15 protein-coding genes and 1 pseudogene are annotated in these 26,951 nt (G+C 72.4%); 12 read left to right on the top strand and 4 right to left on the bottom strand.

What is annotated here, in order from left to right; all coding sequences use genetic code 11:
* Window positions 1-281: 281 nt before the first annotated feature.
* The 8 genes from ACZ4SF_RS05605 to fxsT all read left to right on the top strand — a co-directional run bounded on the left by ACZ4SF_RS05605 (window position 282) and on the right by fxsT (window position 13,018).
* Window positions 282-461 carry a DUF6104 family protein gene (locus ACZ4SF_RS05605; protein WP_003992906.1) on the top strand — a complete coding sequence of 60 codons (180 nt, stop codon included), beginning with the start codon at window positions 282-284 and terminating at the stop codon, window positions 459-461.
* A 363-nt stretch (window positions 462-824) separates the two neighbouring features.
* Window positions 825-1,214, top strand: coding sequence for a CU044_2847 family protein (locus ACZ4SF_RS05600; RefSeq protein ID WP_468378659.1), 390 nt, complete (start codon window positions 825-827; stop codon window positions 1,212-1,214).
* Window positions 1,211-3,622, top strand: a complete 2,412-nt coding sequence (locus ACZ4SF_RS05595) for a VMAP-C domain-containing protein (protein WP_468378656.1) — start codon at window positions 1,211-1,213, stop codon at window positions 3,620-3,622. The genes ACZ4SF_RS05600 and ACZ4SF_RS05595 overlap by 4 nt, the downstream gene beginning before the upstream one ends.
* Window positions 3,623-3,805: 183 nt before the next feature.
* Window positions 3,806-4,822 carry an AAA family ATPase gene (locus tag ACZ4SF_RS05590; protein ID WP_468378653.1) on the top strand — a complete coding sequence of 339 codons (1,017 nt, stop codon included), beginning with the start codon at window positions 3,806-3,808 and terminating at the stop codon, window positions 4,820-4,822.
* A 16-nt stretch (window positions 4,823-4,838) separates the two neighbouring features.
* Window positions 4,839-8,318 carry an SAV_2336 N-terminal domain-related protein gene (locus ACZ4SF_RS05585; protein ID WP_468380365.1) on the top strand — a complete coding sequence of 1,160 codons (3,480 nt, stop codon included), beginning with the start codon at window positions 4,839-4,841 and terminating at the stop codon, window positions 8,316-8,318.
* A gap of 91 nt (window positions 8,319-8,409) precedes the next feature.
* On the top strand, window positions 8,410-8,667 hold the full coding sequence (locus tag ACZ4SF_RS05580; protein WP_468378651.1) for a hypothetical protein: 258 nt from the start codon (window positions 8,410-8,412) through the stop codon (window positions 8,665-8,667).
* Window positions 8,664-9,935: an aKG-HExxH-type peptide beta-hydroxylase gene (locus ACZ4SF_RS05575; protein WP_468378648.1), complete on the top strand. Its 1,272-nt coding sequence runs from the start codon at window positions 8,664-8,666 to the stop codon at window positions 9,933-9,935. Before ACZ4SF_RS05580 ends, ACZ4SF_RS05575 begins: the two co-directional genes overlap by 4 nt.
* 80 nt (window positions 9,936-10,015) lie before the next feature.
* Window positions 10,016-13,018, top strand: coding sequence for an FxSxx-COOH system tetratricopeptide repeat protein (gene fxsT, locus ACZ4SF_RS05570; RefSeq protein ID WP_468378645.1), 3,003 nt, complete (start codon window positions 10,016-10,018; stop codon window positions 13,016-13,018).
* Between the two features lie 417 nt (window positions 13,019-13,435).
* Here the strand turns inward: fxsT and ACZ4SF_RS05565 are convergent, their stop codons facing one another.
* From ACZ4SF_RS05565 to ACZ4SF_RS05550, 4 genes are all read right to left on the bottom strand, one after another.
* Window positions 13,436-17,227: a multifunctional oxoglutarate decarboxylase/oxoglutarate dehydrogenase thiamine pyrophosphate-binding subunit/dihydrolipoyllysine-residue succinyltransferase subunit gene (locus tag ACZ4SF_RS05565; RefSeq protein ID WP_468378642.1), complete on the bottom strand. Its 3,792-nt coding sequence runs from the start codon at window positions 17,225-17,227 to the stop codon at window positions 13,436-13,438.
* A 303-nt stretch (window positions 17,228-17,530) separates the two neighbouring features.
* A complete protein-coding gene (locus ACZ4SF_RS05560; RefSeq protein ID WP_468378639.1) occupies window positions 17,531-18,655 on the bottom strand; it encodes a HAMP domain-containing sensor histidine kinase in 1,125 nt (374 codons plus the stop codon).
* Window positions 18,652-19,392: a response regulator transcription factor gene (locus ACZ4SF_RS05555; protein ID WP_201840467.1), complete on the bottom strand. Its 741-nt coding sequence runs from the start codon at window positions 19,390-19,392 to the stop codon at window positions 18,652-18,654. The genes ACZ4SF_RS05560 and ACZ4SF_RS05555 overlap by 4 nt, the downstream gene beginning before the upstream one ends.
* Before the next feature lie 112 nt (window positions 19,393-19,504).
* On the bottom strand, window positions 19,505-20,182 hold the full coding sequence (locus tag ACZ4SF_RS05550) for a spermidine synthase family protein (protein WP_468378636.1): 678 nt from the start codon (window positions 20,180-20,182) through the stop codon (window positions 19,505-19,507).
* Between the two features lie 195 nt (window positions 20,183-20,377).
* On the opposite strand from ACZ4SF_RS05550, the gene ACZ4SF_RS05545 reads away from it, so the two are divergent.
* From ACZ4SF_RS05545 to ACZ4SF_RS05530, 4 genes and pseudogenes are all read left to right on the top strand, one after another.
* The gene (locus ACZ4SF_RS05545) at window positions 20,378-21,220 is read left to right on the top strand and encodes a rhomboid-like protein (protein WP_468378634.1); all 843 of its coding nucleotides are present in this window, start codon (window positions 20,378-20,380) and stop codon (window positions 21,218-21,220) included.
* Between the two features lie 173 nt (window positions 21,221-21,393).
* Window positions 21,394-23,823 (top strand): endopeptidase La, encoded by a 2,430-nt coding sequence (lon, locus tag ACZ4SF_RS05540; protein ID WP_468378632.1) that lies wholly within the window; start codon window positions 21,394-21,396, stop codon window positions 23,821-23,823.
* A gap of 286 nt (window positions 23,824-24,109) precedes the next feature.
* Window positions 24,110-25,144 carry a serine/threonine-protein kinase gene (locus ACZ4SF_RS05535; protein ID WP_468378630.1) on the top strand — a complete coding sequence of 345 codons (1,035 nt, stop codon included), beginning with the start codon at window positions 24,110-24,112 and terminating at the stop codon, window positions 25,142-25,144.
* A 361-nt stretch (window positions 25,145-25,505) separates the two neighbouring features.
* Window positions 25,506-26,951 (top strand): annotated as a pseudogene (locus ACZ4SF_RS05530) (hypothetical protein); the annotation flags it as partial.

The raw sequence follows: 26,951 nt of genomic DNA, 5'->3' as shown, positions 1-26,951 counted from the left end.
ATATCGCGTCCTCTGGAAAACACGATATATCGCGCATGCGCCAAGTCAAGGCGCTCTTTGGTGTGACCACCCGCAGCCGGGACGGCGGTGCCGGGTATGGAGACGGGCGTGGACCGGGTGTGCGCAGATGCGTCGGGTACGTCAGGCGTGTCCGGCACGGGAGCGGGTGCGAAGTGGGTGCGGGCGCCGGTGCGGGTGCGGGTGCGTCCGGGCGTGTCGGCGCCGTCTAGGCTGGTGGGGAGTTTCAGCAAGCCGGATGTGAACGCAGGAGATGCGAGCCCATGTACTTCACCGACCGCGGTATCGAGGAGTTGGAGAAGCGGCGTGGCGAGGAAGAGGTCACCTTCGAGTGGCTCGCCGAGCAGCTGCGCACGTTTGTGGATCTGAACCCGGACTTCGAGGTGCCCGTGGAGCGGCTGGCCACCTGGCTCGCGCGTCTCGACGACGAGGATGATGAGTAGGCGCATAGGCGCATAGGCGCATAGGCGCATAGGCGCATAGGCGCACAGGCGCACAGGCGGGTGGGCACTGGGCGCGTGGGCGAGCTGCAGCCGGCGACCAGGCCCTGCGGAGCCCGGCGATCGTGACGTGGCCCGAGGGGCGACGGTCGGCCGAATCCCGGCGATCATCGGCCATACCCGCCGTCTCCGCCGTCTCCGCCGTCTCCGCTGTGGCCGTGGTGTCCGCGGTGTCCGCGGTATCCGCCGTATCGGTCGTCGGCTGCCGTCTTCCCCTTCCCCTCCCCCTCCCCCTCTCCCTTCCCGGGAGTTAGCCTTCTTCTCCCATCGGCGAACGGGGGCGTCATGGCTGGAGGAGTCGAACGTGTGCGTCTGGACGACGGGACCGTCGTCTGGGCCAGGATCAGCGCGGCGGACGAGGACGCGCTGGAGGAGGACGGCTTCCGGGACACCGGACTCGGCGACCGGATCCTCGACATGGCAGGGGGACTGGCCGGCACGGTCGGTGGTGTCGTGCGCTCCCTGCGCGCCGGTCTGGACACACCGGCTCCGGTCGAGGTGTCGGTCGGTTTCGGAATCGAACTGACGGCGCAGTCGGGCAAGATCGTGAGCGCCATCGCGGAGGGTGGCGGCACCTCCTCCCTCACCGTGTCCCTGACCTGGACCGAACCCGCCTCGGCGGCGGACGCCGCGGACCCCGCGGTGCCGGGCAGCGCTGTCGTACCGCCCCAGTCCCCGGCCCCCGGCGTCGTATGAGCGCCTTCGACGAGATGGTGCGCCCCTCGCTCGCACGCATCGGCGCACCGGGTGACGGGTATGCAACGGACCGTGACTCGTACTGGGGGTCGGGGTTCTTCGTCGCCCCGGGCTGGCTGTTGACCTGCGCCCACGTCGTGGGGAAGGGGGGAGCCGCGGTGTGCCGAGGGGAGAGCCCCCTGAGCGTGACCTGGCAGGAGCGCACCGCCGTCGGCGCCTGGGAGCCGCGCAGCGGCACCGGGACGGCCGTCGTCGTGGTGCCGCGGCCCGACGGAGCCGGACCGGCGCGCGACCCCTGGCCGTTCCCCGACCTGGCCCTGGTCCGTGTGAGCGGCGCCGACGACGTGCGCTGCCTGTGGCTCGCCGACCGGGAGGCCGGCCCGCGCACCCCGCTCGGGCTCTACGGCTGGTCGGTGCAGACAGGCGAGCTGGGCATCCGCGAGGCCACCGGCGAACTCGCTGGGTCCGACGCCCGGGCCCTGCTGCTCGCCGGGAGCCTGCCGATCGGCGGGCTGTCCGGTGGACCGGTGCTCGACCTGCGGCACGGTTCCGTCATCGGTGTGATCAAGGGCCGTCGGCGCGATGAGGGCGTCGCCGTTCCGGTCACCGCGCTGTACGAACTGCTGGACTCGCGGGAGGCCGGGCGGGTGGTGCGCGAGGTGCTGCGTGCGCACGACCTGCACCATGCGAGTCTCCTCGGCGCGCCCTCGCCGTACCCGCACTGGACCGCGTTCCAGGCCGCCCTGCCCGGCCATGCGCCCGAGATCGCCGGCATCACCGCCGAGCTGCGGACCCGGCTCTACGGCCATCTCGCCCAGCTGCCGCCGCCGGCCGGCGCGGGTGAGGTCGTCCACCTCGTGGAGGACGTGAAGGAGCAGGTGCGCGGCGAACGCCTGCGCTCGCTGGTGCTGCGGAACGTACGGACCTGGCGCGAGGGCGCCGGTCTGCTGTACGGGCTGCGCACCCTGGAAGCGGGCGGCGGCGGAACGCTGGTCGACCTGGACGCCGTCCTGCTGTACGCGGCGCGGGTCGCCCGCCGGGCCGGCCGGGCGCGCCCCGGGGAGCCGGACGAGGGGCGGCTGCGGGCGTTCACCGAGTGGATAGCCGGGCAGGCCGCGGGCCACCGGCACTGGGCGGTCGGCGACGCCATACGCGCGCTGCTGGACGGGGTCGACGGCGGCCCGGCCCAAGTGCCCCCGCAGGGCGAGGCCGCGGAGCGGACGGCTTCCGTCGAGCGCGTCGGTACGCCGTTGGCCACGGAGCGCGCCGGGACGACGCTCCCGGCCGGGGCCGGCTGCACGGGTGCCGCGCCCGCGCCCGGCGACTCCGCCTTCGGACGGGGCCTCGGCCAGTCGCCCGAGTGGGGCCGCGTCGCACCGCACGTCGTCGCCCCTTCCTCTGGTTCCTCCGATTCCTCCGACACCCGCACCGACGTCCTGGTCAAGGTCGGCCCGGCCACCTACGGCCGGCATCCCTGGAGTGTGCAGCTGATCTACGACGGGCAGGACGTCACGCCGGTCGACGGTGACGACCGGGGCGCGCGGCCCGAGGAACTGGCCCGGGTGCTGCGGGAGCCGGTGGCCCGGGCGCTCAGCCAGGGGGACCACGGGGAGCACCTCGCCGCGATCGAGGTCTTCCTGCCCCGCAAGCTGTTCGATCTGCCGGTGGACGAGTGGCAGTTGCTGCCCGCCCCGGGCGCGGACGCGCTGGGCCCGCCGCCCGGTGCCCTGGACCACGACGGCGAGGACGCGGGGAACGCGGGGAACGAGGCGGCCGATGGGGACGACGAGAACGACGAGAACGACGAGGACGACGAGGACGACGACTTCGTGGACGAACGGGCGCTGCCGCTCGGGATACGGCGCACCGTTGTCGTCCGGGACGTCCGGCGAGGCGGCCTGCCGCCCTCACCGGAGTGGCGCCGGCGCTGGAAGGGCGTCCAGCACGGACCGCTGGCACCCGGCGCGCTGCACGGGCGGGCCCCTGGCGAGTGTCATCCGGCGGGTCCCCGGGCCGGCGGGAAGTATCCCTACTACGGGGCCCTGTCGGCGATGAGCGACGAGACCGTGCCCGTCTACTGCGGTCCGGTCGGCAGCGGCGAGGGGTTCGCGGCGATGCGGGACGCGCTGCGGTCCGGGCACCCGGTGGTGCTGTGGCGCCGCGACGGGCACGACCACGCGGAATGCGCCGGCTTCCATGACCAGGCCGCCGCGCTGCTGGGCCTCGCCGGGCACGCGGACGGGCTGCACGGCCCGGTCCGGGACCTGCGCATCCGCCTGGCCGACCCGGACACCGCACGGGCGCTCGGCCTGCGCGGCAAGATCGCCGTCCTGTTCGATCCGCCGGACCGGCCACCGTACGGGACGGAGACCATGCGGCCGCCGCCGCTGGCCGCCCCCGGCGGCTGATCCGGTGGTCCCGTCACCGCAGCGGACACTCCGTCAACTCCCTTGAGTCGCACGAGTGTTCTGCGGGAGAAAGGGAGTCACCGGACGCCTTGAATTTCGGCGGGGACGGCCGGCGGAGGCGTACGCTCGTACGTCGGACGGCCGGGCCCGCTGCACGATCACCAGAGCCGGGAGGAGCCCAAGGTGAACGACTGGCGGATCTACCGCGGAGTGGGTCAGCCGCACGACGGCATGCAACGGCTGCCGGCGCCGCCGCCCTGGCGCGACTTCGCCGCCTCCCGGGAGGGTGCGCAGAGCGGCCCGGAGGACCCCAGCAGCGCCCGCCGGCTCGGCGTGCGCCGTCGGCTGGTCGAGAACTACGCCCCCCGCCCCGACGAGGTGGACGCCGTCAACGCGGCCCTCTACCTGCGCCGGCCGCTCCTGGTCACCGGCAACCCGGGGGCCGGCAAGTCGACCATGGCGTACGCGATCGCCCACGAACTCGGCCTGGGCAAGGTGCTGCGCTGGCCCATCGTCAGCCGCACCACGCTCCAGGACGGCCTGTACCGGTACGACGCCATAGCCCGGCTGCAGGACGTCCAGCTGGAGCGCGCCCGGGGAGAAGACGGGGGCGGTGGCGCCGCCTCGGGCATCGGCTCCTACATCCGGCTCGGGCCGCTCGGCACCGCCCTCCTGCCCGCCGGGAAGCCCCGCGTCCTCCTCATCGACGAGCTGGACAAGAGCGACCTCGACCTGCCCAACGACCTGCTGAACACGCTGGAAGAGGGCGAGTTCTCCATTCCCGAGCTGGAGCGGCTGGCCGACCGGGAACCCGTGGTCGAGGTCCTCACGCACGACGGCGACCGGGTGGCCGTGCACGGCGGACGGATCGCCTGCACCGCCTTCCCGGTGATCGTCCTGACCTCCAACGGCGAACGGGACTTCCCCGCCCCGCTGTTGCGGCGCTGCATCCAGCTGGAGCTGGACCCGCCGGGCGAGGAGCAGCTGACCGCCATGGTCGAGGCGCACCTCGGCGCGGACGGCGCCGCCGCGGGCGCCGACCTGATCCGCCGGTTCCTGGACCGCGAGCCCGGCGAGGTGCTCGCCGCCGACCAGCTCCTCAACGCCCTGTTCCTCACCCAGCACGATCCGCATGCGCAGGGCCTCACCCGGGAGCGGATCACCGAGATGCTCATGCAACCGCTCGACCGCACGAGGTGAGAGGCGGGTGCCGGGGATGCACCTGGAGGAGCTGATCGGCAAACTGCGCCAGGGCGGCCTCCAGCCGACCGCCGAGGACGTGGCGGACGCGCTCTGGCTGGCCCGCCGGTTGGGCGCGGCCACGCACCACGACAGCACCGGCACGCCCGGACCCGGCACGCCCGGACCCGGCACGCCCGACTCCGGCACGCCCGACTCCGGCAGGCCCGCCCCCGGCCCCGCCTCACCGCCCGGCCCGGGGACCGACGCCGAACCGCCCGGCGACCCCGCGGCGGACGACCCGGCCACCCCGCCGGCCCCCGGCGCGGACACCCCCGCCCCCGCCGTCCCGCTGCACACCCCGAGCCCCGGCCCGCGCGCCCGCGCCGACGGCACGGCCGCGGCCTTCCCGGTCCGCGCCCCCGCCGCGACGGCCCTGCCCGGACTGCTCGACCTGCAGAAGGCCCTGCGCACCCTCGGCCGCTACCGCATCGCCTCCCCGCGTGGCCAGGACGAGCGGATCGACGAGACGGCCACCGCCGAACGGGCCGCCGCCAGCGGCATCCTGCTCCCCGTCACCCGGCCCGGCCGCCGCCGGCGCTGCCACATCCAGCTGCTCATGGACACCGGGCCCGCCATGGCCGTCTGGGGCCAGATGGTCGAGGAACTGCGCCAGGCCTGCCAGCAGTCCGGCGCGTTCGCCTCCGTCGCCGTCCACCAGCTGTACGCCGACGACGCCGGCCGCCCCCTCGTCGGTACGACCGCCGGTCCCGGCCGGCACACCCGGCTGCGCTCCGCCGACGAACTGCACGACCCCAGCGGGCGCCGGCTCACCTTCGTCATCAGCGACTGCGTCGGCCCCCTGTGGCAGAACGGCGCCGCCCAGCGCCTGCTGCACGGCTGGCCGCGCACCGCCCCGCTGGCCGTGGTCCAGCCGCTGCCGCCCCGGCTGTGGGGCCGTACCGCGCTGCCCGCCGAACCCGGGCTGCTCGTCCGTACCGGCGAGACCGGCGGGCGCCTGGAGTTCCGGCCCGAGGACGAACCCTGGGAGGATCCGCCGCCCGGTGCCCGGGCCGTCCCGGTGCTCCAGCCCACCACGGAGGCGTTCGAGGCCTTCGCCCGGCTGCTCGCCGGCACCGGACCGACCCGCGAGCACGCCTGGGCCGCCTTCGCCCACCCCGCCACGGCACCGGAGTTCGCGGCCGCCGCCCCGCCGGCGCGCAGCGACGACGAACTGCTGCGGGCCTTCCGCGCCGGTGCCTCGACCGGCGCCCTGCGGCTGGCCGTCTACCTCGCCGCCGCGCCCCTCACCCTGCCCGTGATGCAGCTGGTGCAGCGCGCCATGCTGCCCGACACCGGCCCCATGGAACTGGCCGAGGTGCTCCTCGGCGGACTGCTGCGGCAGCTGCCCGGCACCGGGAGCCGGCCCTGCTTCACCTACTCGCCCCGGGTGCAGGACCTGCTCCTGGCCTCCCTCGACCAGGACACCGCCGGCCTCGTCCTCAAGCACTGCTCGGCGTACGTGGAACGGCACTTCGGCAAGGGCACCCGCAACTTCGCCGCGCTGGCCGCGGCCCGGCTCGCCGACCACGATCCGGCCGCCGGCAGCGGCCACCTCACCGAGGACCCCGGCCCGCAGCACGGCGGCGGCAGCGTGGAGGCCGAGCTGTTCGCCCGCATCCCCGCGCGTGTGCTGCGGTTCTACCTGCCGGACCTGGTCACCCCGGACCCGCTCGCCGAGGCCGAGCGGCTGCTCACCCAGTGGCAGCAACTGGCCGACCCGGAGATGCTGCGCCGGGCCCGTGAACAGGCCCGCGCCGCCACGGACGGCACGGGCGGCGTCCCCGGCCCCGCCCCCGCGGTCCGGGCCCGCCTCGTCCTCGGCCGCGTGCTGCGCGCCGAGGCCGGTACGGCGGGCGCGCGGGCGGAGGGCCGGCGCCCCGGGCTGCTGCGGGAGGCCGCGACCGAACTGGCTGCGGCGTACGCGGCGGCCCCCGCCGACGGCCGGGAGCGGGCCGACGCCGCCCTGGAACTGGCCGCCTGCCGACGCGAGCTGTGGCAGCTGACGGCCGAGACGGACCACCTCACCGAGGCGCTGCGCACCCTCGACCCCGCCACCCCGCCCTGGCCGCACGTCAGCGTGCGAGCCCGCACCCCGCACACCGGCCCGGCACAGGAGGAGCAGGGTGGCGGGCCACACGGCGAGAGGGGCGGCGAGGAGACCGTCGCAGCGCACGCCGACCGGGATGGCGAGGAGGCTGACGTACCGCATGTCGGCCGCGGCGGCGAGGGGGGCGTCGCAGCACACGCCGACCGGGGTGGCGAGGAGGCCGTCGCAGCACACGCGGACCAGGGCGGCGAGGAGACCGTCGTACCGGCGCGGGACGCTTCGCTCCGGGGCGGCCTCGCCGGCCGGGGAGCCGGCGGGGCGTACGGCGAGCCCGTGCCCTGGGAGACGGCCGCGCACCGCTCGCGGCTTCTGCTGCGGGGCCGGCTCCTGCTCGACCTGCGGCGGCCCGGCGCGGCCGTGCCCGAACTGCGGGAAGCCTGCACGCTGCTGGGCCGGGAGGGCGCCTGCGATGCCGTACGGGCGCCCGCGCTGCTGGATCTGGCCCGGGCCCTGCGCGGGGCCGGGGCCGAGGACGCCGAGACCCGGCAGGCACTGGGCGCCGCCCGCCAGGCCGCCGGGGACGACCCGGCGCTGCTGCTGCCGTGCCTGGCCGTGCTGGCCGCCTTCCACGACGCGGCAGCGGAGTACGGCGAGGCCGACGCGGCTTGGGAGCGGGCCGTGCTGCTCGCCCCGGCGGACGGCGCCCGGCGCGTACCGCTCCTCACCGCCTGGGGTGAATCCCTGCTCAGGCGGGCCTCGGCACCGGACGGCGCGGGAGTGGTGGACCGCGCCGAGTACGTGCTGCGCGAGGCACTGAAGTCGCTGCCCGCCCGGTCCGCGCAGCGGGGCCGGCTCCAGGGCCTGGTCGGCAGCGCGCTCGCCCAGCGGTTCCGCCATCTCGGCTTCCTGCCCGACCTGTTCGAGAGCCGGCATCTGCTCGGCCAGGCCGTGCGCGCGACCAGGGACGCGGCCGTACGGGCCGAGGCATGGCTCCAGCTGGCACGGGTCCGGCTGGAGGGCTGGCACCAGGCGGGCGCGCCGGTGCTCATGGACGCGCTGCAGGCGTACGAGAACGCCGGACGGGAGGCCGAGTCCGCTCATGGCAGCGACCCGGGCTCGGTGACGTCCGCACGCGCCCGGCACGGCAGCGGCGCGGTGCTGGCGCTGCTGGGGCGGCCCAGCGCGGCCCGGAGCGCGTTCCGGGCGGCCGGGGAGCAGTGGCGGCGGCTGGTCGGAACGCTGCGGGAGGTGGACTGGGCGGACGTGGAACTGACCCGGCGGGCCGAGCGGGAGCCGGTGGCCGCCGAGGCCGGGGCGCCGGTGCCGGGCGAGTGGGCCGAACTGGCCCCGCCCTGGTGGCCGTGGTCGCAGACCTGGAGCAACTGGCCGGAGGTTGACCGGAGTTGATCCGGGCAGGGTTTCTGGTTCCGGTCTGTCGGGAAGAACTGGGCAGCCACGGTGGCCGTACGGGGCGGGCGCAGGCAGGGAGGAGCAGAGGGTGGGGGAGCACAGGACATGGGCGGCTGGCCCTGGTGAGGACGCCGGACGGACCGAGTTCCTGCCCGACCTGACCGGCGTCGATCTGGCGTCCTTGCGTGCCATGGACGATCCCGTGCTCGTCGCCGCCGTGGAGCGTGTGCTGAGCGGTACCGGGGAGTTCCAGGAGGTGTGGTACTCGGGCACCGGCGAGGGCCTGCGACGGTCATTTCCGGCCGGACTCGGCACGCGCGTCCCGGACGAGGACAGCGGGGGATGACGGGGCCGGCCGTCACCTCCGGCACCCTCACCGAGGTGGCCAGCACCCGCCCCCTGCCCGCGCTCACCGGCACACTGCGCGCCGCACTCCACGCGCGTCGCATGCTCCATCTCAAGGCCCTCCTCGTCCGGGTGGAACGCCGGCGGGCCCGGACCACCCCCGCGGCCCGGCGCCGGTTCGAGCGCGACTGGGGACTGCTGGAGCGGATCGACGCGGACGCGGTCCGCGACACCGTCGACTACCCGACGACCGGCACCTGGCTGGCCGAGACGCTCACCGCGGCCGACGAGCCGCGCTTCGAGGAGCACCTCGCCCGGCTCGGCGGGCTCGCCGTCGCCGCCGCCGTACGCGCCGGGGCGCACGTCGGCGGCACGCTGGCCGTGCCCTCGGGCGCACTGGTCCTGCCCGGGCTCGGGGTGCTCGGCGTGCCCTCGGGCCGGGTCCGGCTGAGCGGCGGCGCCGGGCTGTTGCGGATCGACGACGCCGGGGGCGGCAGCGCGGTCGCCCTGCGCCGGCAGCCCCGGGCGGGAGTGTCGGTGGCCGGGGAGCCGCACGACTGGACCGCGCTGCGCACCCTGCCCGGCGGCGACGCCGTCCTCGACGACCTGGACCCCTACCGGGTGCCGCCCGCCGGGATCGGGCCGCAGGGCGTACCGGGCGCCGAGCGGCCGCACTCCGCTCCGCAAGCGTGGGCGTGGCGCTGGCAGGAGGCCCGGCAGCTGCTCGCCGCGACCGACCCGGGCCGGCTCGCCGAGATCGCCGCCCTGGTCCGGGCCGTGGTCCCGCTGGCGCCGGCCGGCCGGGACGGCGGCGAGCCGATGACCGCCACCCTGCGCGCCGCCCCCGGCGCCGTACTGGCCCAGCTGCCCGGCGACGCGCAGGAACTGGCGGAGTGCCTGGTGCACGAGACCCACCACACCAAGCTCGCCGTCCTCGAAGGACTCGTCCCGCTGTGCCGCCCGGGCGCCGGGACACTGCACCGCGTGGGCTGGCGGCCCGACCCGCGCCCCGTGCCCGGCGTGCTCCAGGGGGCGTACGCCCATCTGGCGCTGGCCGACCTGTGGTGGCGGGCCCGGACCACGGGCACGCTGCCCCCGGCGTGGCGGACCCGGGCGGCCCAGCAGTTCGACCGGTACCGCGACGAGGTCGGCGGCGCCTTGTCCGTGCTCCGTGAATCCGATGAACTGACCTGTGCGGGAAGGCAGTTCGTCCGGGCGATGAGCGGACATCACGCCGGCCTCGGCTCGATGGCGCACACCCGCGAGTGACGCAGCATGAGCGTGCGGTTGCGTTACGTTATGCGGGCGGCTCTCCGGGCATGCGACAGGCGCGGGAACAGGGAGTGACGATGGTGGGACAGCGGCGGTCGGACACGGACGGTGCGACGGCACCCGAGCACTTCCTGGTGGTCTTCCCCGGCTACCACCGCTCGTGGGCGGCATGGATCGCACAGGCCCTGGAGCGCCACGGCCACCGCACCACCCTGCAACGCTGGGACCCGCCCCGCGAGGTGCCGCTGGAGGACTCGCTCGGCGACCTGCTGCTGTCCACCGGCCGCATCCTGCTGGTCCTCAACGACTGGTTCTTCGAACTCGGCCCCCGGCCCGCCGGTGAGTGGAACGACGTGCTGCGCGGCTTCGTCGCCGCCCACGCCGACCGCTTCGCCGCCGTCAACCTCACCAACCGCTCCCTGCTCCCGGCCACCGCCGTGCTGGAACCCGCCAGCCTGTGGGGGCTCAGCGAGGAGGCCGCCGAGGAACGGCTGCTGGCCCGGCTCGGCGTGGACCGCCGCCGCACCCCGCGCACCCTGCCCGCCCGCGTCCGCTACCCCGACACGCGCTGCGAGATCTGGAGCGAGGTCCCGCGCCGCAACCCGCGCTTCACCGGCCGCGACGACCTGCTCACCGATCTCCACCAGAGGCTCGCGGACGCCGAGCGCGGCAACGCCGTCTGCACCCTGCTCGGCATGTCGGGCATCGGCAAGACCCAGCTCGCCGCCGAGTACGCGCACCGGTTCAGCACCGACTACGACCTGGTGTGGTGGGTCAACTCCGACGACCGCAACATCCAGCGCGACCGCTTCGGCGAACTCGCCGTCGACCTCGGCCTCAGCATCGGCGGCGAGCCGGGCGAACGCATCCGCGCGGTGCGCGAGTGCCTGCGACGCGGCGAACCGCACGCCAACTGGCTGATCGTCTTCGACGGCTGGGACGACACGGCGGGCATGAACACCCTGCTGCCCCAGGGCCCGGGCCACGTCCTCATCACCTCCCGCAACCGCGGCTGGAGCGAGCACACCGACATCCTGGAGATCCCGGCCTTCCTGCGGCCCGAGTCCACCGGCTACCTCATGCGCCGCGCCCCGCACATCACGGCGGCGGAGGCGGACGAGGTCGCCGCCGAGTTCGGGGACGTACCGCTGCCGCTGGTACAGGCCGCCTCCTGGCTCGGCGAGTCCGGGATGGAGGTGCCCGAGTATCTCCGCATGGTGCGCGAGCGCCGGCTCTCCACGGTCGACGAGCCCGCCACCGGCGACGGCTTCCCGCAGTCCTCCATGACTTCCTGGTCGATACTGCTCAACCGGCTCCGGGTGTCGCAGCCGCACGCCATCGACGTCCTCGGCCTGTGCACCTCGTTCGCCCCCGGACGCATCCCGATCGGCCTCATCCGCGCCTACCCGCAGATCGACCTCCCCGAGGAACTGCGGTGGATGACGACCGACCTGCCCGCCTGGACCAGGGCCCTGGACACGCTGGTCAACTACTCGGTCCTCACCCGGGAGACCCGCGGCCCGGTCGGCGCCGACATGGGCCCGCACCAGGAGTCCGTGCACATGCACCGGCTCGTCCACGACATCGTCTCCAAGCTGACCGGAGAGGCCGGCCGGGCCGCCCACCAGCGGGTCGTGCGCAGCCTGCTCGCCGAGGCCGACCCGGGCAACCCGATGGACAGCAGGAACTGGCCCCGGTACGCCGAACTCCTCCCGCACCTGGAGCCGTCCGGCGCGCTGGAGAGCACCCAGCCCCGGGTCCAGCAGATGGTCCTGAACTGCCTGCGCTACTGCTTCCGCAGCGGGGAGTACAAGAGCGGCCTCGATCTGGCCCAGCGGATCCGCGAACGCTGGTCGCGCACCATGGACCCGCTGTCCCAGCTGATGCTCGACCTGACCTACCAGGAGAGCAACATCCTCCGGGCCAGCGGCAGATTCCGCGACGCCTACGACCTCGACCACGGCGTCCACCAGCGCCTGCTGACCGCGGAGCGGTCCGCCCCGCTCGCCGAGCTGTCCGTCCAGGGCAACATGGCCAACAGCCTGCGCCACCTCGGGCGGTACACGGAGGCGGACGCGGTGCAGCGGGAGGTCCTCGACGGCTACACCGCACTGCTCGGCCCGGACGAGGTCCCGACCCTCGTGTCCCGGCACAACGTCGCCGTCGGCCTGCGGCTCCTCGGCAGGTACCAGGAGGCGTACGACTTCGACCTGGAGACCCTGGCACGGCGGGAGAACGTGCTGCGCGCCCGGCACATCAGCACCCTCAACTCCGGCAGCGCCGTCACCCACGACCTGCGCCTGCTGGGCCGCTACCGTGACGCGCTCGCCCGGCAGGAACCGCTGGTCCGGCTGCATGTGCAGGTGCTCGGCCCGCAGCATCCGCAGACCCTGGGCGCCCGCACCCACCTGGCCATGTGCCGGCGCCGGGAAGGCAGCCACCAGCAGGACGTGGGGCCGTACATGGCGAGCCTGCTGGAGCAGTTGCAGCAGGTGCACGGGCCGGACCACTACCGGACCCTGGCCTTCGTCACCAACTACGGCAACTTCCTGCGCGAACACGGCGACCTGGACCAGGCCCGGGAGCTGATCGACAAGGCCGAGGCCGGCTACCGCAGCCTGCTCGGGCCGGCCCATCCGGTGGCCACGGGCATGCTCTCCAACACCGGGCTGGTCATGCAGGCCGCCGGTGAGCGGGCCGAGGCACTGTCGATGTTCGAGGCGGCGCTCGCCGGACTCACCGCGACCCTGGGCGGCGACCATCCGTGGGTGCTCGGCTGCGCTCTCAACGCGGCCGGCGGGCGCAACTTCAACGGCCGGATCCCCGAGGCCGTGGAACTGAGCCGGGACACGTTGCGCCGGGCCCGGCACACACTGGGCCACGACCATCCGCTGACGCTGTCCGCGCAGGTGGCTCTGGCCGCGGACCTGCGGGCGGCGCGGGAGGACGAGGAGGCGGGGAAGCTGGAGGACGACGGCCTGCTCGCCCTGACCCGCAGCCTGGGAGCCCAACACCCCCACACCATCTCCGCCCGCCAGCGCACGAGACCGTACTGGGACTTCGAGCCGTACCTGGGCTGAGCCGACAGGGTGCCCTGAGCTGTGGCCGGCCGGGGTGGGCATCGTTTGCCCGCGCCCGCGGGGTGCCGCTGCGCCCACCCCCAAGCTCTCGGCTTCGCTCGAGCAGGGGACCCCCACCGCCCCAGCGGCACGACTGCCCGCGGCTACGTGCGTAGCGACTGCCCGCGGCTACGTGTGTACTGCGACTGCCCGCGGCTATGCGCGTGCTGTGACTGCCCGCGGCCAAGGCGGTTCGTCTGCAGGCAGACTGCGACGGTGAGGAGCGCCCCGTAAGGGGCGCGGGGAACTGCGCGATCAGCCCCTACGCACCCGCAGCCGCGCACGGTCCCGGACTGCCCCCCGGGCAGGCGAAGGGCCCGGTACCGAGGAACAACTCGGTACCGGGCCCTTAAACCATTCGGCTGACCGCCGGAGGCGCTACGCGTCGAACACCTCACGCACCAGCTGCTCCTGCTCGGCCTGGTGACGCTTGGCCGAACCCACCGCCGGGGACGAGCCGTGCGGGCGCGAGATGCGCCGCAGCCGCTCGCCGGCCGGGATGTCCGCGCCGACCGCCAGGTCCAGGTGGTCGATCAGGTTGAGCGCGATGAACGGCCAGGCACCCTGGTTCGCCGGCTCCTCCTGCGCCCACAGGTACTTCTCGGCGTTCGGGTACTTGTTGACCTCCGCCTGCAGCTCCTCACCCGGCAGCGGGTACAGGCGCTCGATGCGGATGATCGCCGTGTCCGTGACACCGCGCTTCTGCCGCTCGGCCTCCAGGTCGTAGTAGACCTTGCCGGCGCAGAAGACGACCTTGCGGACCGCGGCCGGGTCGACCGTGCTGTCGCCGATGACCGGGCGGAACTGGCCCGTCGTGAACTCCTCCGCCTTCGACGCGGCGGCCTTCAGGCGCAGCATCGACTTCGGGGTGAAGACGACCAGCGGCTTGTGGTGCGGGTTGTGCACCTGCCACCGCAGGAGGTGGAAGTAGTTCGACGGCGAGGTCGGCATGGCGACCGTCATGTTGTTCTGGGCGCAAAGCTGGAGGAACCGCTCGGGGCGCGCGGACGAGTGGTCCGGGCCCTGGCCCTCGTAGCCGTGCGGCAGCAGCAGGGTGACGCCGGAGGTCTGGCCCCACTTCTGCTCGGCCGAGGAGATGAACTCGTCCACGACCGTCTGCGCGCCGTTGACGAAGTCGCCGAACTGCGCCTCCCACATCACGAGCGCGTCGGGGCGGGCCAGCGAGTAGCCGTACTCGAAGCCCATCGCCGCGTACTCGGAGAGCAGCGAGTTGTAGACGTTCAGGCGGGCCTGGTCCTCGGAGAGGTACTGCAGCGGGGTGTACTCCTCGCCGGTCTCCCGGTCGATCAGCACCGCGTGGCGCTGGCCGAAGGTGCCGCGCTGGGAGTCCTGGCCCGCCAGGCGGACCGGGGTGCCCTCCAGCAGCAGGGAGCCGACGGCGAGGGTCTCGCCCATGCCCCAGTCGATGGTGCCGTCCTCGACCATCGCCGCACGGCGCTGCAGCTGCGGCTGCAGACGCGGGTGGACGGTGATGTGGTCGGGGACGTTGACCTGGGACTCGGCGATCCGCTTGACGACCTCGGCGGAGATCGCGGTCGGGACCGTGACCGGGAAGCCGTCCTGCGGCGCCTGGACGTCGTCGGACGCCGGCTGCGAGGTGGCCTCGCGGACCTCGGTGAAGACCTTCTCCAGCTGGCCCTGGTAGTCCTGCAGCGCCTGCTCGGCCTCTTCCAGGGTGATGTCGCCGCGACCGATCAGGGACTCGGTGTAGAGCTTGCGCACCGAGCGCTTCTTGTCGATCAGGTCGTACATCAGCGGCTGGGTGAAGGCCGGGTTGTCCGACTCGTTGTGACCGCGGCGGCGGTAGCAGATGAGGTCGATCACCACGTCCTTGTTGAACGCCTGGCGGAACTCGAAGGCGAGCCGCGCGACGCGGACCACGGCCTCGGGGTCGTCGCCGTTCACGTGGAAGATCGGGGCCTCGATCATGCGGGCCACGTCCGTCGCGTACATGGAGGAACGCGAGGACTCGGGGGCCGCGGTGAAGCCGACCTGGTTGTTGATGACGATGTGGACCGTGCCGCCGGTGCGGTAGCCGCGCAGCTGCGACATGTTCAGGGTCTCGGCCACCACGCCCTGGCCCGCGAAGGCCGCGTCGCCGTGGATCGCCACCGGCAGGACCGTGAAGTCCGTGCCGCCCTTGTTGATGATGTCCTGCTTGGCGCGCGAGACGCCCTCCAGGACCGGGTCCACCGCCTCCAGGTGCGAGGGGTTCGCGACCAGGGAGACCTTGATCTGCTCGCCGTCGAGGCCCGTGAAGGTGCCCTCGGCGCCCAGGTGGTACTTCACGTCGCCGGAGCCGTGCATCGACTTCGGGTCGAGGTTGCCCTCGAACTCGCGGAAGATCTGCGCGTACGACTTGCCGACGATGTTGGCGAGGACGTTCAGGCGGCCACGGTGGGCCATGCCGATGACGACCTCGTCCAGGCGGGACTCGGCCGCGGAGTCGATCACCGCGTCGAGCAGCGGGATGACGGACTCGCCGCCCTCCAGCGAGAAGCGCTTCTGGCCGACGTACTTGGTCTGCAGGAAGGTCTCGAAGGCCTCCGCCGCGTTCAGCCGGCGCAGGATGCGCAGCTGCTCCTCGCGCTCCATCTTGGAGTGCGGGCGCTCCACGCGGTCCTGGATCCACTTGCGCTGCTTGGGGTCCTGGATGTGCATGAACTCGATGCCGGTGGTGCGGCAGTACGAGTCGCGCAGCACGCCGAGGATGTCGCGCAGCTTCATCATCGACTTGCCGGCGAAGCCGCCGACGGCGAACTCGCGCTCCAGGTCCCACAGGGTGAGGCCGTGCTCGACGATGTCCAGGTCGGGGTGCTTGCGCTGCTTGTACTCCAGCGGGTCGGTGTCGGCCATGACGTGGCCGCGGACCCGGTAGGAGTGGATCAGCTCGAAGACGCGGGCGGCCTTGGTGACGTCGTCGTCGTGGCTGGCGTCGATGTCCTTGAGCCAGCGGACCGGCTCGTAGGGGATGCGCAGGGCCTCGAAGATGTCGTCGTAGAAGCCGTTCTCGCCGAGCAGCAGGTTCGCGACCTGGCGCAGGAACTCGCCGGAGGCGGCGCCCTGGATGACCCGGTGGTCGTAGGTCGACGTGAGCGTCATGACCTTCGAGATGCCGAGCTTGTTCAGGGTGTCCTGGCTGGTGCCCTGGAACTCCGCCGGGTAGTCCATGGAGCCGACGCCCATGATCACGGACTGGCCGGGCATCAGACGCGGCACGGAGTGGACGGTGCCGAGGCCGCCGGGGTTGGTCAGGGAGACCGTGACACCGGTGAAGTCGTCCATCGTCAGCTTGCCGTCGCGGGCGCGGCGGACGATGTCCTCGTAGGCCTGCCAGAACTCGAAGAAGTTCAGCGTCTCGGCCTTCTTGATGGCGGCCACGACGAGCTGGCGGTCACCGTTGGGCTTGACCAGGTCGATGGCCAGGCCGAGGTTGACGTGCGGCGGCTTGACGAGGGTCGGCTTGCCGTCCTTCTCGCCGAACGAGTGGTTCATCGACGGCATGGCCTTGATGGCCTGCACCATCGCGAAGCCGATCAGGTGCGTGAAGGAGATCTTCCCGCCCCGGGCGCGCTTCAGGTGGTTGTTGATGACGATCCGGTTGTCGAACAGCAGCTTCACCGGGACCGCGCGGACCGAGGTGGCGGTCGGCAGCTCCAGCGAGGCGTTCATGTTCTTCGCGACGGCCGCGGACGGACCACGCAGCGTCACGTACTCGGGACCCTCGGGCGCCTCCTTCGCGGGGGCGGCCTTCGCCTGGGGCTGAGCGGGCGCCTGTGCGGGCTGCGCCGGCTTGGCCGGGGCGGGGGCGGCCTTCGCCGCGGGAGCGGGCGCCGGAGCCGCGGCGGGCTTCGCGGGAGCCGGGGCGGCGGCCCGGGGGGCCGGGGCCGCGGGCTGGGCCTGCGGGGCCGCGGTGGTCTCTGCGGCCCCCGCGGCCGCAGTACCCGCCGGAGCCGGGGTGGCAGGAGCACCCGGCTTGTAATCGGCGAAGAAGTCCCACCAGGCGCGGTCTACCGAATTCGGGTCCTGGAGGTACTGCTGATAGATCTCGTCGACGAGCCACTCGTTCGGACCGAACGCGGCAGCGGGGTTCTTCCCGGCTTGGTCGTCGGTGGAGATGCTCGAGTTACTGGGGGACTGTGGCGACACGGCGGCAACCGCCCTCTTCCGCTTCACAAGGTGATGGACAGCGGGAATAAAGGCTACGCCTCCAAGACCGTGAAGGTCAGGTCGGGCCCGTTCATCGTCGCGTAAGTCACATCAGAAATCTTGTTTCAGGGCTTGAAATGGCGGGAAACAAGCGTGGTTCCGCATGTGAGAGGGTGCACCGGCCGGGGCCCGGGGCGCCTGGATACGGCGGATGGCGCGGGCCGGCCCCTGATCACACGTGTCCAGCTGCACGGCAACGGCGTGCAGGCTCGTGGATCTTGTGCCTCCGGTTCGGACTTTACGTCAACTTGGGACGGAAGTCAGTCCCGGGAGAGTGACGATGATCCGGCAGCCCCGCTCGGATTCGGCCACACCGATCCGGCCGCCGTGCAGATCCACCGCCCAGCGGGCGATGGCCAGCCCCAGCCCCGTACCGCCGTCGCTGCCCGGTCCGTGCGGCCGGGTCACCGCCCCGCGGTTGAACCGCTCGAACACCCGGTGCCACTCCGACCTCGGGATGCCGGGTCCCTCGTCCAGGACCTCCAGCTCCAGCGACTCCGGCTGCGGCCCGCGCCGCGCCTTCACGGTCACCCGGCCGTGCGGAGGACTGTGCTTGACCGCGTTGTCGATCAGGTTCGCCACGACCTGGTGGATGCGCTCGGGGTCCGCGTGCGCGGTCAGCTCCGGCGGCGAGACGTCCAGGTGCAGATGGACGTCGGTGCGAGTGTGGCTGCCCGACCCGGAGGCGATGCCCGCGCGCGCGGAGGCGACCATGTTGGCCTCCTTCAGCACGCCCGAGAGGTACGGCCACAGCTCGAACCGCCGCATCTTCAGCGGGACGACGCCGTTGTCGAGCCGGGACAGGTCCAGCAGGGTCTCCACCAGGCGGCCGAGCCGCTCGGTCTGTTTCAGGGCCGTCCGCATGGTCTCCGGGTCGGCCTCGGTGACCCCGTCGACGATGTTCTCCAGCACCGCGCGCAGGCCCGCGATCGGGGTGCGCAGCTCGTGCGAGACGTTCGCGACCAGCTCCTTGCGCTGGCGGTCCTGGGCCTCCAGCTCGTCGGCCATGACGTTGATCGTCTGGGCCAGATTGCCGAGTTCGTCCCGGCGGCTCTCCTTCACCCGGCGGGTGTAGTCGCCGTGCGAGATGGAGCGGGCCACCGCGTTCATCTCGTCCAGCGGCATCGTGAGCGAGTGGGCCACGAACTGCGTGATGAGCAGTGTGGCGATCATCGAGAAGACCGTGATGAAGCGCAGCTCCGTCTTGGTGTGCACCGCGACGATCGACAGTCCGGTGGTGATCAGCACCGCGATGACGACGAGTGCACCCAGCTTGGTCTTGATCGAGAACGGGCGTACGCCGGCCCAGGGTTCCTCGCCGAGGTTCCCGGGGCTCCTCCGTGCGGTCCGGCGCCCGTCGCTGGTCATGGGTTCGGTGTCTCCAGTGCGTAGCCCACACCGTGCACGGTACGGATCCGCTCGGCGCCGATCTTCCGCCGCAGCGCCTTGATGTGGCTGTCGACCGTGCGGGTGCCGGAGGCGTCCGCCCAGTCCCACACCTCGGCCAGCAGCTGCTCCCGGGAGAGCACCGCGCGCGGGGTGTTCGCCAGGCACACCAGCAGGTCGAACTCGGTCGGCGTCAGGTGGACGTCCTCGGCCTTCACCCGCACCCGGCGCTGGGCGTGGTCGATCTCCAGCTCGCCGAGCCGCAGGATGCCGGAGCGCGGCGTGGTGGCGGCCAGCGCGGCCCGCTCCACCCGGCGCAGCAGCACGTGCACGCGGGCGGCCAGCTCCCGCATCGAGAACGGCTTGGTCATGTAGTCGTCGGCGCCGACACCGAGCCCGACCAGCATGTCCGTCTCGTCGTCCCGCGCGGTGAGCATGAGCACCGGCACCGGCCGCTGCGCCTGCACCCGCCGGCACACCTCGAGCCCGTCGAAGCCGGGCAGCATGATGTCGAGGATCAGCAGGTCGGGCTGCCAGGCCTCGGCCGTGTCGACCGCGGCCGGACCGTCGGCCGCGGTTTGCACCAGAAATCCCTCGGCACGCAGCCGGGCCGCGATGGCGTCGACGATCGTCGGGTCGTCCTCGACGACCAGCACCCGGCGCTGTGCGCCCGGGGTGGTCGTCGCCGCGCCGCTCTGGGAGGTGTGTGTCTGCTCCATCGCCCGCCCCTGTTGTTGCTTTCCGGAATCCGTGGGGTGATCCCATGTCTGCGTTTGACGCTTGAATGATCTGCGTCAGGGCAGCACATTACGGGGACTCACCGCGCTGTCGCTATCCAGGTCTGACGGCAAGGTGCACGGCGTCGGGAACGCCCCGGGCAACGGGCACCTCTTCGGTACGCACCAGTCGGAACCCGGCATTCCGCAAGCTTCCTTCAAATTCCGGAGAGGGCTGCGCCGACCACACCGCCAGCACGCCGCCGGGCCTCAACACCCGTGCGCAGGCCGCGATTCCGGCGGGGGAGTAGAGGCTGCCGTTGTCCTCCGTGACGGTCCAGCCGGGACCGTTGTCGATGTCGAGGCACAGTGCGTCGAACGTGTCCGATGTCTCATTGACGTAAGTCACGAGATCCGCTTCCACCAGCGCGGTGCGCGGGTCGGCGAGCGCGTCCGCGGTCATCCCGGCCAGCGGTCCGTCCCGGTGCCAGCCGATGACGGCGGGCTCCCGCTCCACCACGGTGATCCGCCCCCACCGGGGGTCGGCGGCGGCGTGTGCGAGCGAGAACCCCACTCCCAGCCCGCCGACCAGCACATCCGGCGCCGGGCGCCCGTCCAGCGCGTCGCGTGCGGCGTCGATCAGCAGCCGCTCCGAGCGGCCGTCGGAGGTGTCCATCAGAAAGCAGCCGTTGGCGATGATCTGCAGCAGCACACCGTGCCTGCGCAGTACCACCTCGCCGTACGGGCCGTCGTGCCGGTCCAGGACCACGGGTGAGTCGTACGCGGCAGTCATGAGCCCATCCTCCTTGAACGGGGCCTGGCATTCACGGGAATTGCGCATGACGGCCACGGACGGGTTGCCGCGGCAGGAGGCCGGACGCGAGCGGCGGCTGAGAGGTTGCTGTGAATTCGCCCTCCCGTGGCGCCGGCCATAGACAGCGGCATGCCGAACGCGAAGTGTGGGGCACGACGGAAGGAGCGCCTCAGCGTGGAACGGATCACGACGGGCCCTGCGACGGATGCCTCCCCGCCCGTGACGGGCGCGTCCCTTCCGGACGGCGCCGCCGTCGTCCCGCCCCCGGCGCTCGCCGGCCTGCTGGACGGCATGCCACGCCGGCGCGGTACCGCCCCTCTGCCGGCCCCCGATGCACCACCCGACCCGGCCCCGGCGGGCCAGGCCGCTCCGCCGTACCTCCCGCTGTCGCTGTCGCTGTCGCTGTCGCGGTTGCGGCGTCTGGTGCCCACGCCGGCCGGAACCCCGTTCACCTTCGCCTACGTCTGCGTCCTGGCCCTCACCTCCGTGATCGCGGCCCTCTCCGGCCCGAGCCTGCTGCACGCCCTCCATCAGGCCTCCAGCACGGACGTCGCCCATCTGGTGCGCGCGCCCGTACCGGTGCTGCTGGCGAGCGCGCTGTGGATCGCGGGCGGGGTCCTCTCGCCGTACGCGACCGTGTGCGTGCTGGTGCTCACCGCGCTGGAGCGGCGGACGGGCGGGGTGCGGGCCGCCTGTGTCTTCCTGGCCGGGCATGTCCTGGCGACCCTCGCCACCGAGATCCCGGTGGGCTTCGCCGTCCTCCTCGGTCACCTGCCCGCGACCTCGCTGCACCGCCTCGACTACGGCATCAGCTTCGGTGTGGCCGCCAGTACGGCCGCCCTTGCGGGTCTGCTCCGCCCCTGGGTGCGCTGGCCGCTGCTGACCCTTGCGGCCGGCGTGCTCCTGGACGGTCTGGCCGCCCGCACGGACCCCGTGACCAACTGGGGCCACATCATCGCCCTGGGGGTCGGCGTGGCGGCCTGGCCCATGGTCGGGCGTCGGCACCGGCCGGCCTGAAGGGGCACGGGGGACTACGCGAGGCGCACCCCACGGCCCGCACCCCCGCACGTTCCGGCAGCTCATCCCGCTCGGCCGCACATGATCGCTCAGAGCGAACAGGCCCGGGGAACACCAGCCCATCTCCCGCAGTTGAGTCGGCATAGCTCAAGTTGACTGCCTAAGGGGAGATCATGGCTGCTGAGTCACCGGCGTTCACGCTGAAGCTGCCCGTGCTGCCGCTCGACGACGAGGTCGTGCTGCCCGGCATGGTGGTTCCGCTGGACCTGAGCGACGCCGAGGTGCGGGCCGCGGTGGAGGCCGCCCAGGCCGCCGCCCGGTCGGAGCCGGGGAAGCCCAAGGTGCTGCTGGTGCCGCGCATCGACGGCACGTACGCCAAGACCGGCGTCCTCGGCACGGTCGAGCAGGTCGGCCGGCTCGCCGACGGCGACCCGGGGGCTCTGATCCGCGGCCGCAGCCGGGTGCGCATCGGCGCCGGCACCACCGGTCCGGGCGCCGCGCTCTGGGTCGAGGGCGCCCGCATCGAGGAGAACCTGCCCGATCCGCTGCCCGGCCACATCGCCGAACTGGTCAAGGAATACAAGGCGCTCGCCACCACCTGGCTGAAGAAGCGCGGCGCATGGCAGGTCGTGGACCGCGTCCAGGCCATCGACGACGTCTCGGCGCTCGCCGACAACTCCGGCTACTCGCCGTTCCTCACCACCGAGCAGAAGGTCGAGCTGCTGGAGACCGCCGACCCGGTGGCCCGCCTCAAGCTCGCCACGCAGGCGCTCCGCGACCACCTCGCCGAGCAGGAGGTGGCCGAGACCATCGCCAAGGACGTCCAGGAGGGCGTCGACAAGCAGCAGCGCGAGTTCCTGCTCCGCCGTCAGCTGGAAGCCGTCCGCAAGGAGTTGCGCGAGCTGAACGGCGAGAACTCCAAGGATTCGGCCGAGGAGTCCGACGACTACCGCGCCCGCGTCGAGGCCGCCGACCTGCCCGAGAACGTGCGCGAAGCCGCCCTGAAGGAGGTCGACAAGCTGGAGCGCGCCTCCGAGCAGTCGCCCGAGGGCTCGTGGATCCGCACCTGGCTGGACACCGTCCTGGAGATGCCCTGGAACGAGCGAACCGAGGAGGCGTACGACATCCAGGGCGCGAAGGCGGTGCTCGACGCCGAGCACGCGGGCCTGGAGGACGTGAAGGAACGCATCACCGAGTACCTGGCCGTGCGCAAGCGGCGCACCGACCGCGGGCTCGGGGTCATCGGCGGCCGGCGCGGCGGCGCCGTACTCGCCCTGGTGGGCCCGCCCGGTGTCGGAAAGACCAGCCTGGGCGAGAGCGTCGCCCACGCGATGGGCCGCAAGTTCGTCCGGGTCGCCCTGGGCGGCGTCCGCGACGAGGCCGAGATCCGCGGTCACCGCCGTACGTACGTCGGTGCGCTGCCCGGCCGGATCGTGCGGGCCGTCAAGGAGGCCGGATCCATGAACCCGGTGGTCCTGCTGGACGAGATCGACAAGGTGGGGTCCGACTTCCGGGGCGACCCGGCCGCCGCCCTGCTCGAAGTGCTCGACCCGGCGCAGAACCACACCTTCCGGGACCACTACCTGGAGGTCGAGCTGGACCTGTCGGACGTGGTCTTCCTGGCCACGGCCAACGTCCTGGAGGCCATCCCGGAGGCGCTCGCCGACCGCATGGAGATCGTCCGGCTGGACGGTTACACCGAGGACGAGAAGGTCGTCATCGCCCGCGACCACCTGCTCCCGCGCCAGCTGGAACGGGCCGGACTGGGCGAGGACGAGGTCACGCTGGACGAGGGCGCGCTGCGCAAGCTGGCCGGCGAGTACACCCGCGAGGCGGGCGTCCGGAACCTGGAGCGGTCCGTCGCCCGGCTGCTGCGGAAGATCGCAGCCCAGCACGAACTGGGCGAGCGGGACTTGCCGTTCACCGTGACAGACGGCGACCTGCGCGGGCTGATCGGCCGCCCGCACCACGTGCCCGAGTCCGCCCAGGACCCGGCCGAGCGCCGTACGGCCGTGCCCGGGGTGGCGACCGGTCTCGCGGTCACCGGCGCCGGCGGCGACGTGCTCTTCGTGGAGGCGTCCCTCGCCGACCCGGAGACCGGCGCGGCGGGCCTGACCCTCACCGGACAGCTGGGTGACGTGATGAAGGAGTCGGCGCAGATCGCGCTGAGCTTCCTGCGCAGCCACGGCGCCGAGCTGGAGCTGCCGGTGGCCGACCTGAAGGACCGGGGCGTGCACATCCACTTCCCGGCGGGAGCGGTGCCGAAGGACGGCCCGAGCGCCGGCATCACGATGACCACGGCCCTCGCCTCGCTGCTTTCCGGCCGGCTCGTCCGCACGGACGTGGCCATGACCGGCGAGGTCTCGCTGACCGGCCGCGTGCTGCCCATCGGCGGCGTCAAGCAGAAGCTGCTCGCCGCCCACCGCGCCGGGGTGACCACCGTGATCATCCCCAAGCGCAACGAGCCCGACCTGGACGACGTCCCGGCCGAGGTGCTGGACAAGCTCGACGTCCACGCCGTGACCGACGTGCGCCAGGTCCTGGAGCTGGCGCTCGCGCCCGCCGTGAACGGCGCGGCGCCGGAGGTTCCCGTGGCGGCGTGACGGACGCTGCGGGAAAGGCGAGGCCCGGGTCCCGTGAGGGAGGCCCGGGCCTTCGCCGTGCCCGGCCCCGGACGGGGCGCATGCAGCAGCCGCCGGACGGGGGCACATGCGGAGCCAAGCCACCGGACAGGAGCGCGTACGAGGGCCACCGGACAGGAGCGCGTACAAGGGCCACCGGACGGGGCACATGCAGGTGCCACAAGATGGGGCGCATACAGGGACCAATCGATAGGATTCAGGTAGGAGCCAGCCCTCCGCAGCCGACCGGGGTGAGGGTGGTGTCTCGATGAACACGGCGTCCAGGCAGGCGAGTTGGCCGCCCCGCAGCGCCTCCGGCCTGATCGGGGCCGAGATCGCGGGCTACCGGGTCGAGCGCGAACTCGGACGCGGCGGCATGGCCGTCGTCTACTGCGCCAAGGACCTGCGCCTCGGCCGCACGGTCGCCCTCAAGCTCCTCGCCCCCGAGTACACCCGCAACGAGGCCTTCCGCAGCCGCTTCGCCCAGGAATCCCGGGTCGCCGCCGCCATCGACCACCCCAACATCGTGCCCGTCTTCGAGGCCGGTGAGGCGGACGGCATCCTCTACATCGCCATGTGCTTCGTCTCCGGCCTCGACCTGCGCGCCCTGATCGACCGCGAGGGCCGGCTGCCGGTGCCGGCCGCGCTGCGCATCGCCGCCCAGCTGGCCTCCGCGCTCGACGCGGCCCACGCGCGGGACCTGGTCCACCGGGACGTCAAGCCAGGCAACGTGCTGGTCGCCAAGGGCGTCGACAGCGATCACCCCGAGCACGTCTACCTCACCGATTTCGGGCTGGCGAAGAAGTCGCTGTCGCTCACCGGATTCACCTCGGCCGGCGAGTTCATCGGCACATTCGACTATGTGGCGCCCGAGCGGATCACCGGCCGCCCGGTGGACGGCCGGTCCGACCAGTACAGCCTCGCCTGCGTCGTCCACGAGATCCTCGTCGGCCACCCGCCCTTCCACCGCGAGGACCACGTCGAGCTGCTGTGGGCCCACCAGTGCGATGCGCCGCCCGCCCTGAGCGAGGAGCGGCCGGACATCCCGGCCGAGGCCGACGAGGTCATGTTCCGGGCCCTCGCGAAGGTGCCGGACGACCGCTACGACACCTGCATGGACTTCGTGTCGGCCCTGCGCACCGCCGTGGGCGAGGTGGGCCCGCGCGGACGTACGCCCACGCTGGTCGACATGCGGGTGGGCGCCGCCTGCCCGGATCCCGGGGCGGATGCGGGAGCGGGCCGGGCGGAGCTGCCCGAGCCTCCGGCCTGGGCCGGACCCGTGCTGCGAGGGCCTGCCGGATAGCGGACACCGCCCACCGGTGGCCCGTTTACCAGACCGATCCAGCGCTGACAAGTCCCGAGTCCTCGGAACGTGTCCTCGCCATGGGGTTTTGGCTTACTTGAGGTGCGGCAACGAAATGGGCCGCAGGCAAGCGGAAAACCCTCACCAGGGATTCTCCCTTTCCTGGAAGTGCCGATCCCCGGCAAACCGCTCCTCTCAGTTAGGAAAAGCCATGAACCGCACTGTAGAAAACACCGAAGCCACCCGTGCTAAGCGTCGGCGTATCCGCCTGACCACGCTGTTCGCCTCGACCGTGATTGCAGGTGGCCTCGTTCTGCCGGCCACCTCGGCCGTAGCGGCTCCGCAGCACGAGCAGACGGCCGTGAGTGTCGCTGAGCATGGCGGCCACAGTCACCACCACAAGTGCAAGAAGTCCAAGAACAAGAACAAGAAGTGGTGCAAGAAGCACCGCCACGGGCATCACGGCGGCTCCGGCCACCACGGCGGCGGTGGCGGCAGCGGCGGCCACGGTGGCGGCGGCGGCCATGGCAGCGGCGGCCATGGCGGCGGCGGGGGCGGCGGTGGTGGCAGCCACACCACCGTGATCCAGAACACCAACGTGGTGGTCACCCAGACCAACAACGGTGCTCCGAAGCCGGGCACTGACGGCAAGCCGGGTCCCGACGGCAAGCCGGGTCCCGACGGCAAGCCGGGCCCTGACGGCAAGCCCGGTCCTGACGGTAAGGGTCCTGACGGTAAGGGTCCCGACGGTAAGGGTCCTGACGGTAAGGGTCCCGACGGCAAGGGTCCTGACGGCAAGGGTCCCGACGGTAAGGGCCCCGACGGCAAGGGTCCTGACGGTAAGGGTCCCGACGGCAAGGGCAACCCGCCTGTGGGCAAGCAGGACAACGAGAACGAGACGAAGCAGAAGAACGAAGGCGGTAAGGACCAGGAGAACAAGAACAAGACCGACCAGGAGAACAAGGGCGGCAAGGACCAGGAGAACAAGAACAAGACCGACCAGGAGAACAAGGGCGGCAAGGACCAGAAGAACGACAACAAGACCGACCAGGAGAACAAGGGCGGCGAGGACCAGAAGAACAAGAACGAGACCGACCAGAAGAACAAGGGCGGCGAGGACCAGGAGAACAAGAACAAGACCGACCAGGAGAACAAGGGCGGTAAGGACCAGAAGAACGACAACAAGACCGACCAGGAGAACAAGGGCGGCGAGGACCAGGAGAACAAGAACGAGACCGACCAGGAGAACAAGGGCGGTAAGGACCAGGAGAACAAGAACAAGACCGACCAGGAGAACAAGGGCGGCGAGGACCAGAAGAACAAGAACGAGACCGACCAGAAGAACGAGGGCGGCGAGGACCAGAAGAACAAGAACGAGACCGACCAGAAGAACGAGGGCGGCGACAAGCAGTCCAACGAGAACAAGACCACGCAGACCAACGAGGGCGGTGACGACCAGTCCAACGAGAACAAGACCACGCAGACCAACGAGGGCGGCGAGGACCAGTCCAACAAGAACGAGACCACGCAGACCAACGAGGGCAGCGGCGCTCAGTCCAACGAGAACGAGACCAAGCAGACCAACGAGGGCGGTGAGGACCAGTCCAACGAGAACGAGACCAAGCAGTCCAACGAGGCGGTCGACGACAGCGCTGACCAGTCGAACGAGAACTCCACGGACCAGTCCAACGAGGCGGTCGACGACAGTGCCGACCAGTCGAACGAGAACTCCACGGACCAGTCCAACGAGGCGGTCGACGACAGTGCCGACCAGTCGAACGAGAACTCCACGGACCAGTCCAACGAG

This window comes from Streptomyces sp. NPDC027663, assembly GCF_055566415.1.
The sequence above is the reverse complement of the archived record's forward strand: the minus strand, read 5'-3'. Positions and strand labels throughout refer to the sequence as shown.

Coding starts and splice junctions, on each gene's coding strand:
- ACZ4SF_RS05605 (WP_003992906.1), top strand. CDS start 282: ATGTACTTCACCGACCGCGGTATCGAGGAGTTGGAGAAGCGGCGTGGC.
- ACZ4SF_RS05535 (WP_468378630.1), top strand. CDS start 24,110: ATGAACACGGCGTCCAGGCAGGCGAGTTGGCCGCCCCGCAGCGCCTCC.
- ACZ4SF_RS05560 (WP_468378639.1), bottom strand. CDS start 18,655: ATGACCAGCGACGGGCGCCGGACCGCACGGAGGAGCCCCGGGAACCTC.
- ACZ4SF_RS05550 (WP_468378636.1), bottom strand. CDS start 20,182: ATGACTGCCGCGTACGACTCACCCGTGGTCCTGGACCGGCACGACGGC.
- ACZ4SF_RS05585 (WP_468380365.1), top strand. CDS start 4,839: ATGCACCTGGAGGAGCTGATCGGCAAACTGCGCCAGGGCGGCCTCCAG.
- fxsT (WP_468378645.1), top strand. CDS start 10,016: ATGGTGGGACAGCGGCGGTCGGACACGGACGGTGCGACGGCACCCGAG.
- ACZ4SF_RS05555 (WP_201840467.1), bottom strand. CDS start 19,392: ATGGAGCAGACACACACCTCCCAGAGCGGCGCGGCGACGACCACCCCG.
- ACZ4SF_RS05575 (WP_468378648.1), top strand. CDS start 8,664: ATGACGGGGCCGGCCGTCACCTCCGGCACCCTCACCGAGGTGGCCAGC.
- ACZ4SF_RS05595 (WP_468378656.1), top strand. CDS start 1,211: ATGAGCGCCTTCGACGAGATGGTGCGCCCCTCGCTCGCACGCATCGGC.
- lon (WP_468378632.1), top strand. CDS start 21,394: ATGGCTGCTGAGTCACCGGCGTTCACGCTGAAGCTGCCCGTGCTGCCG.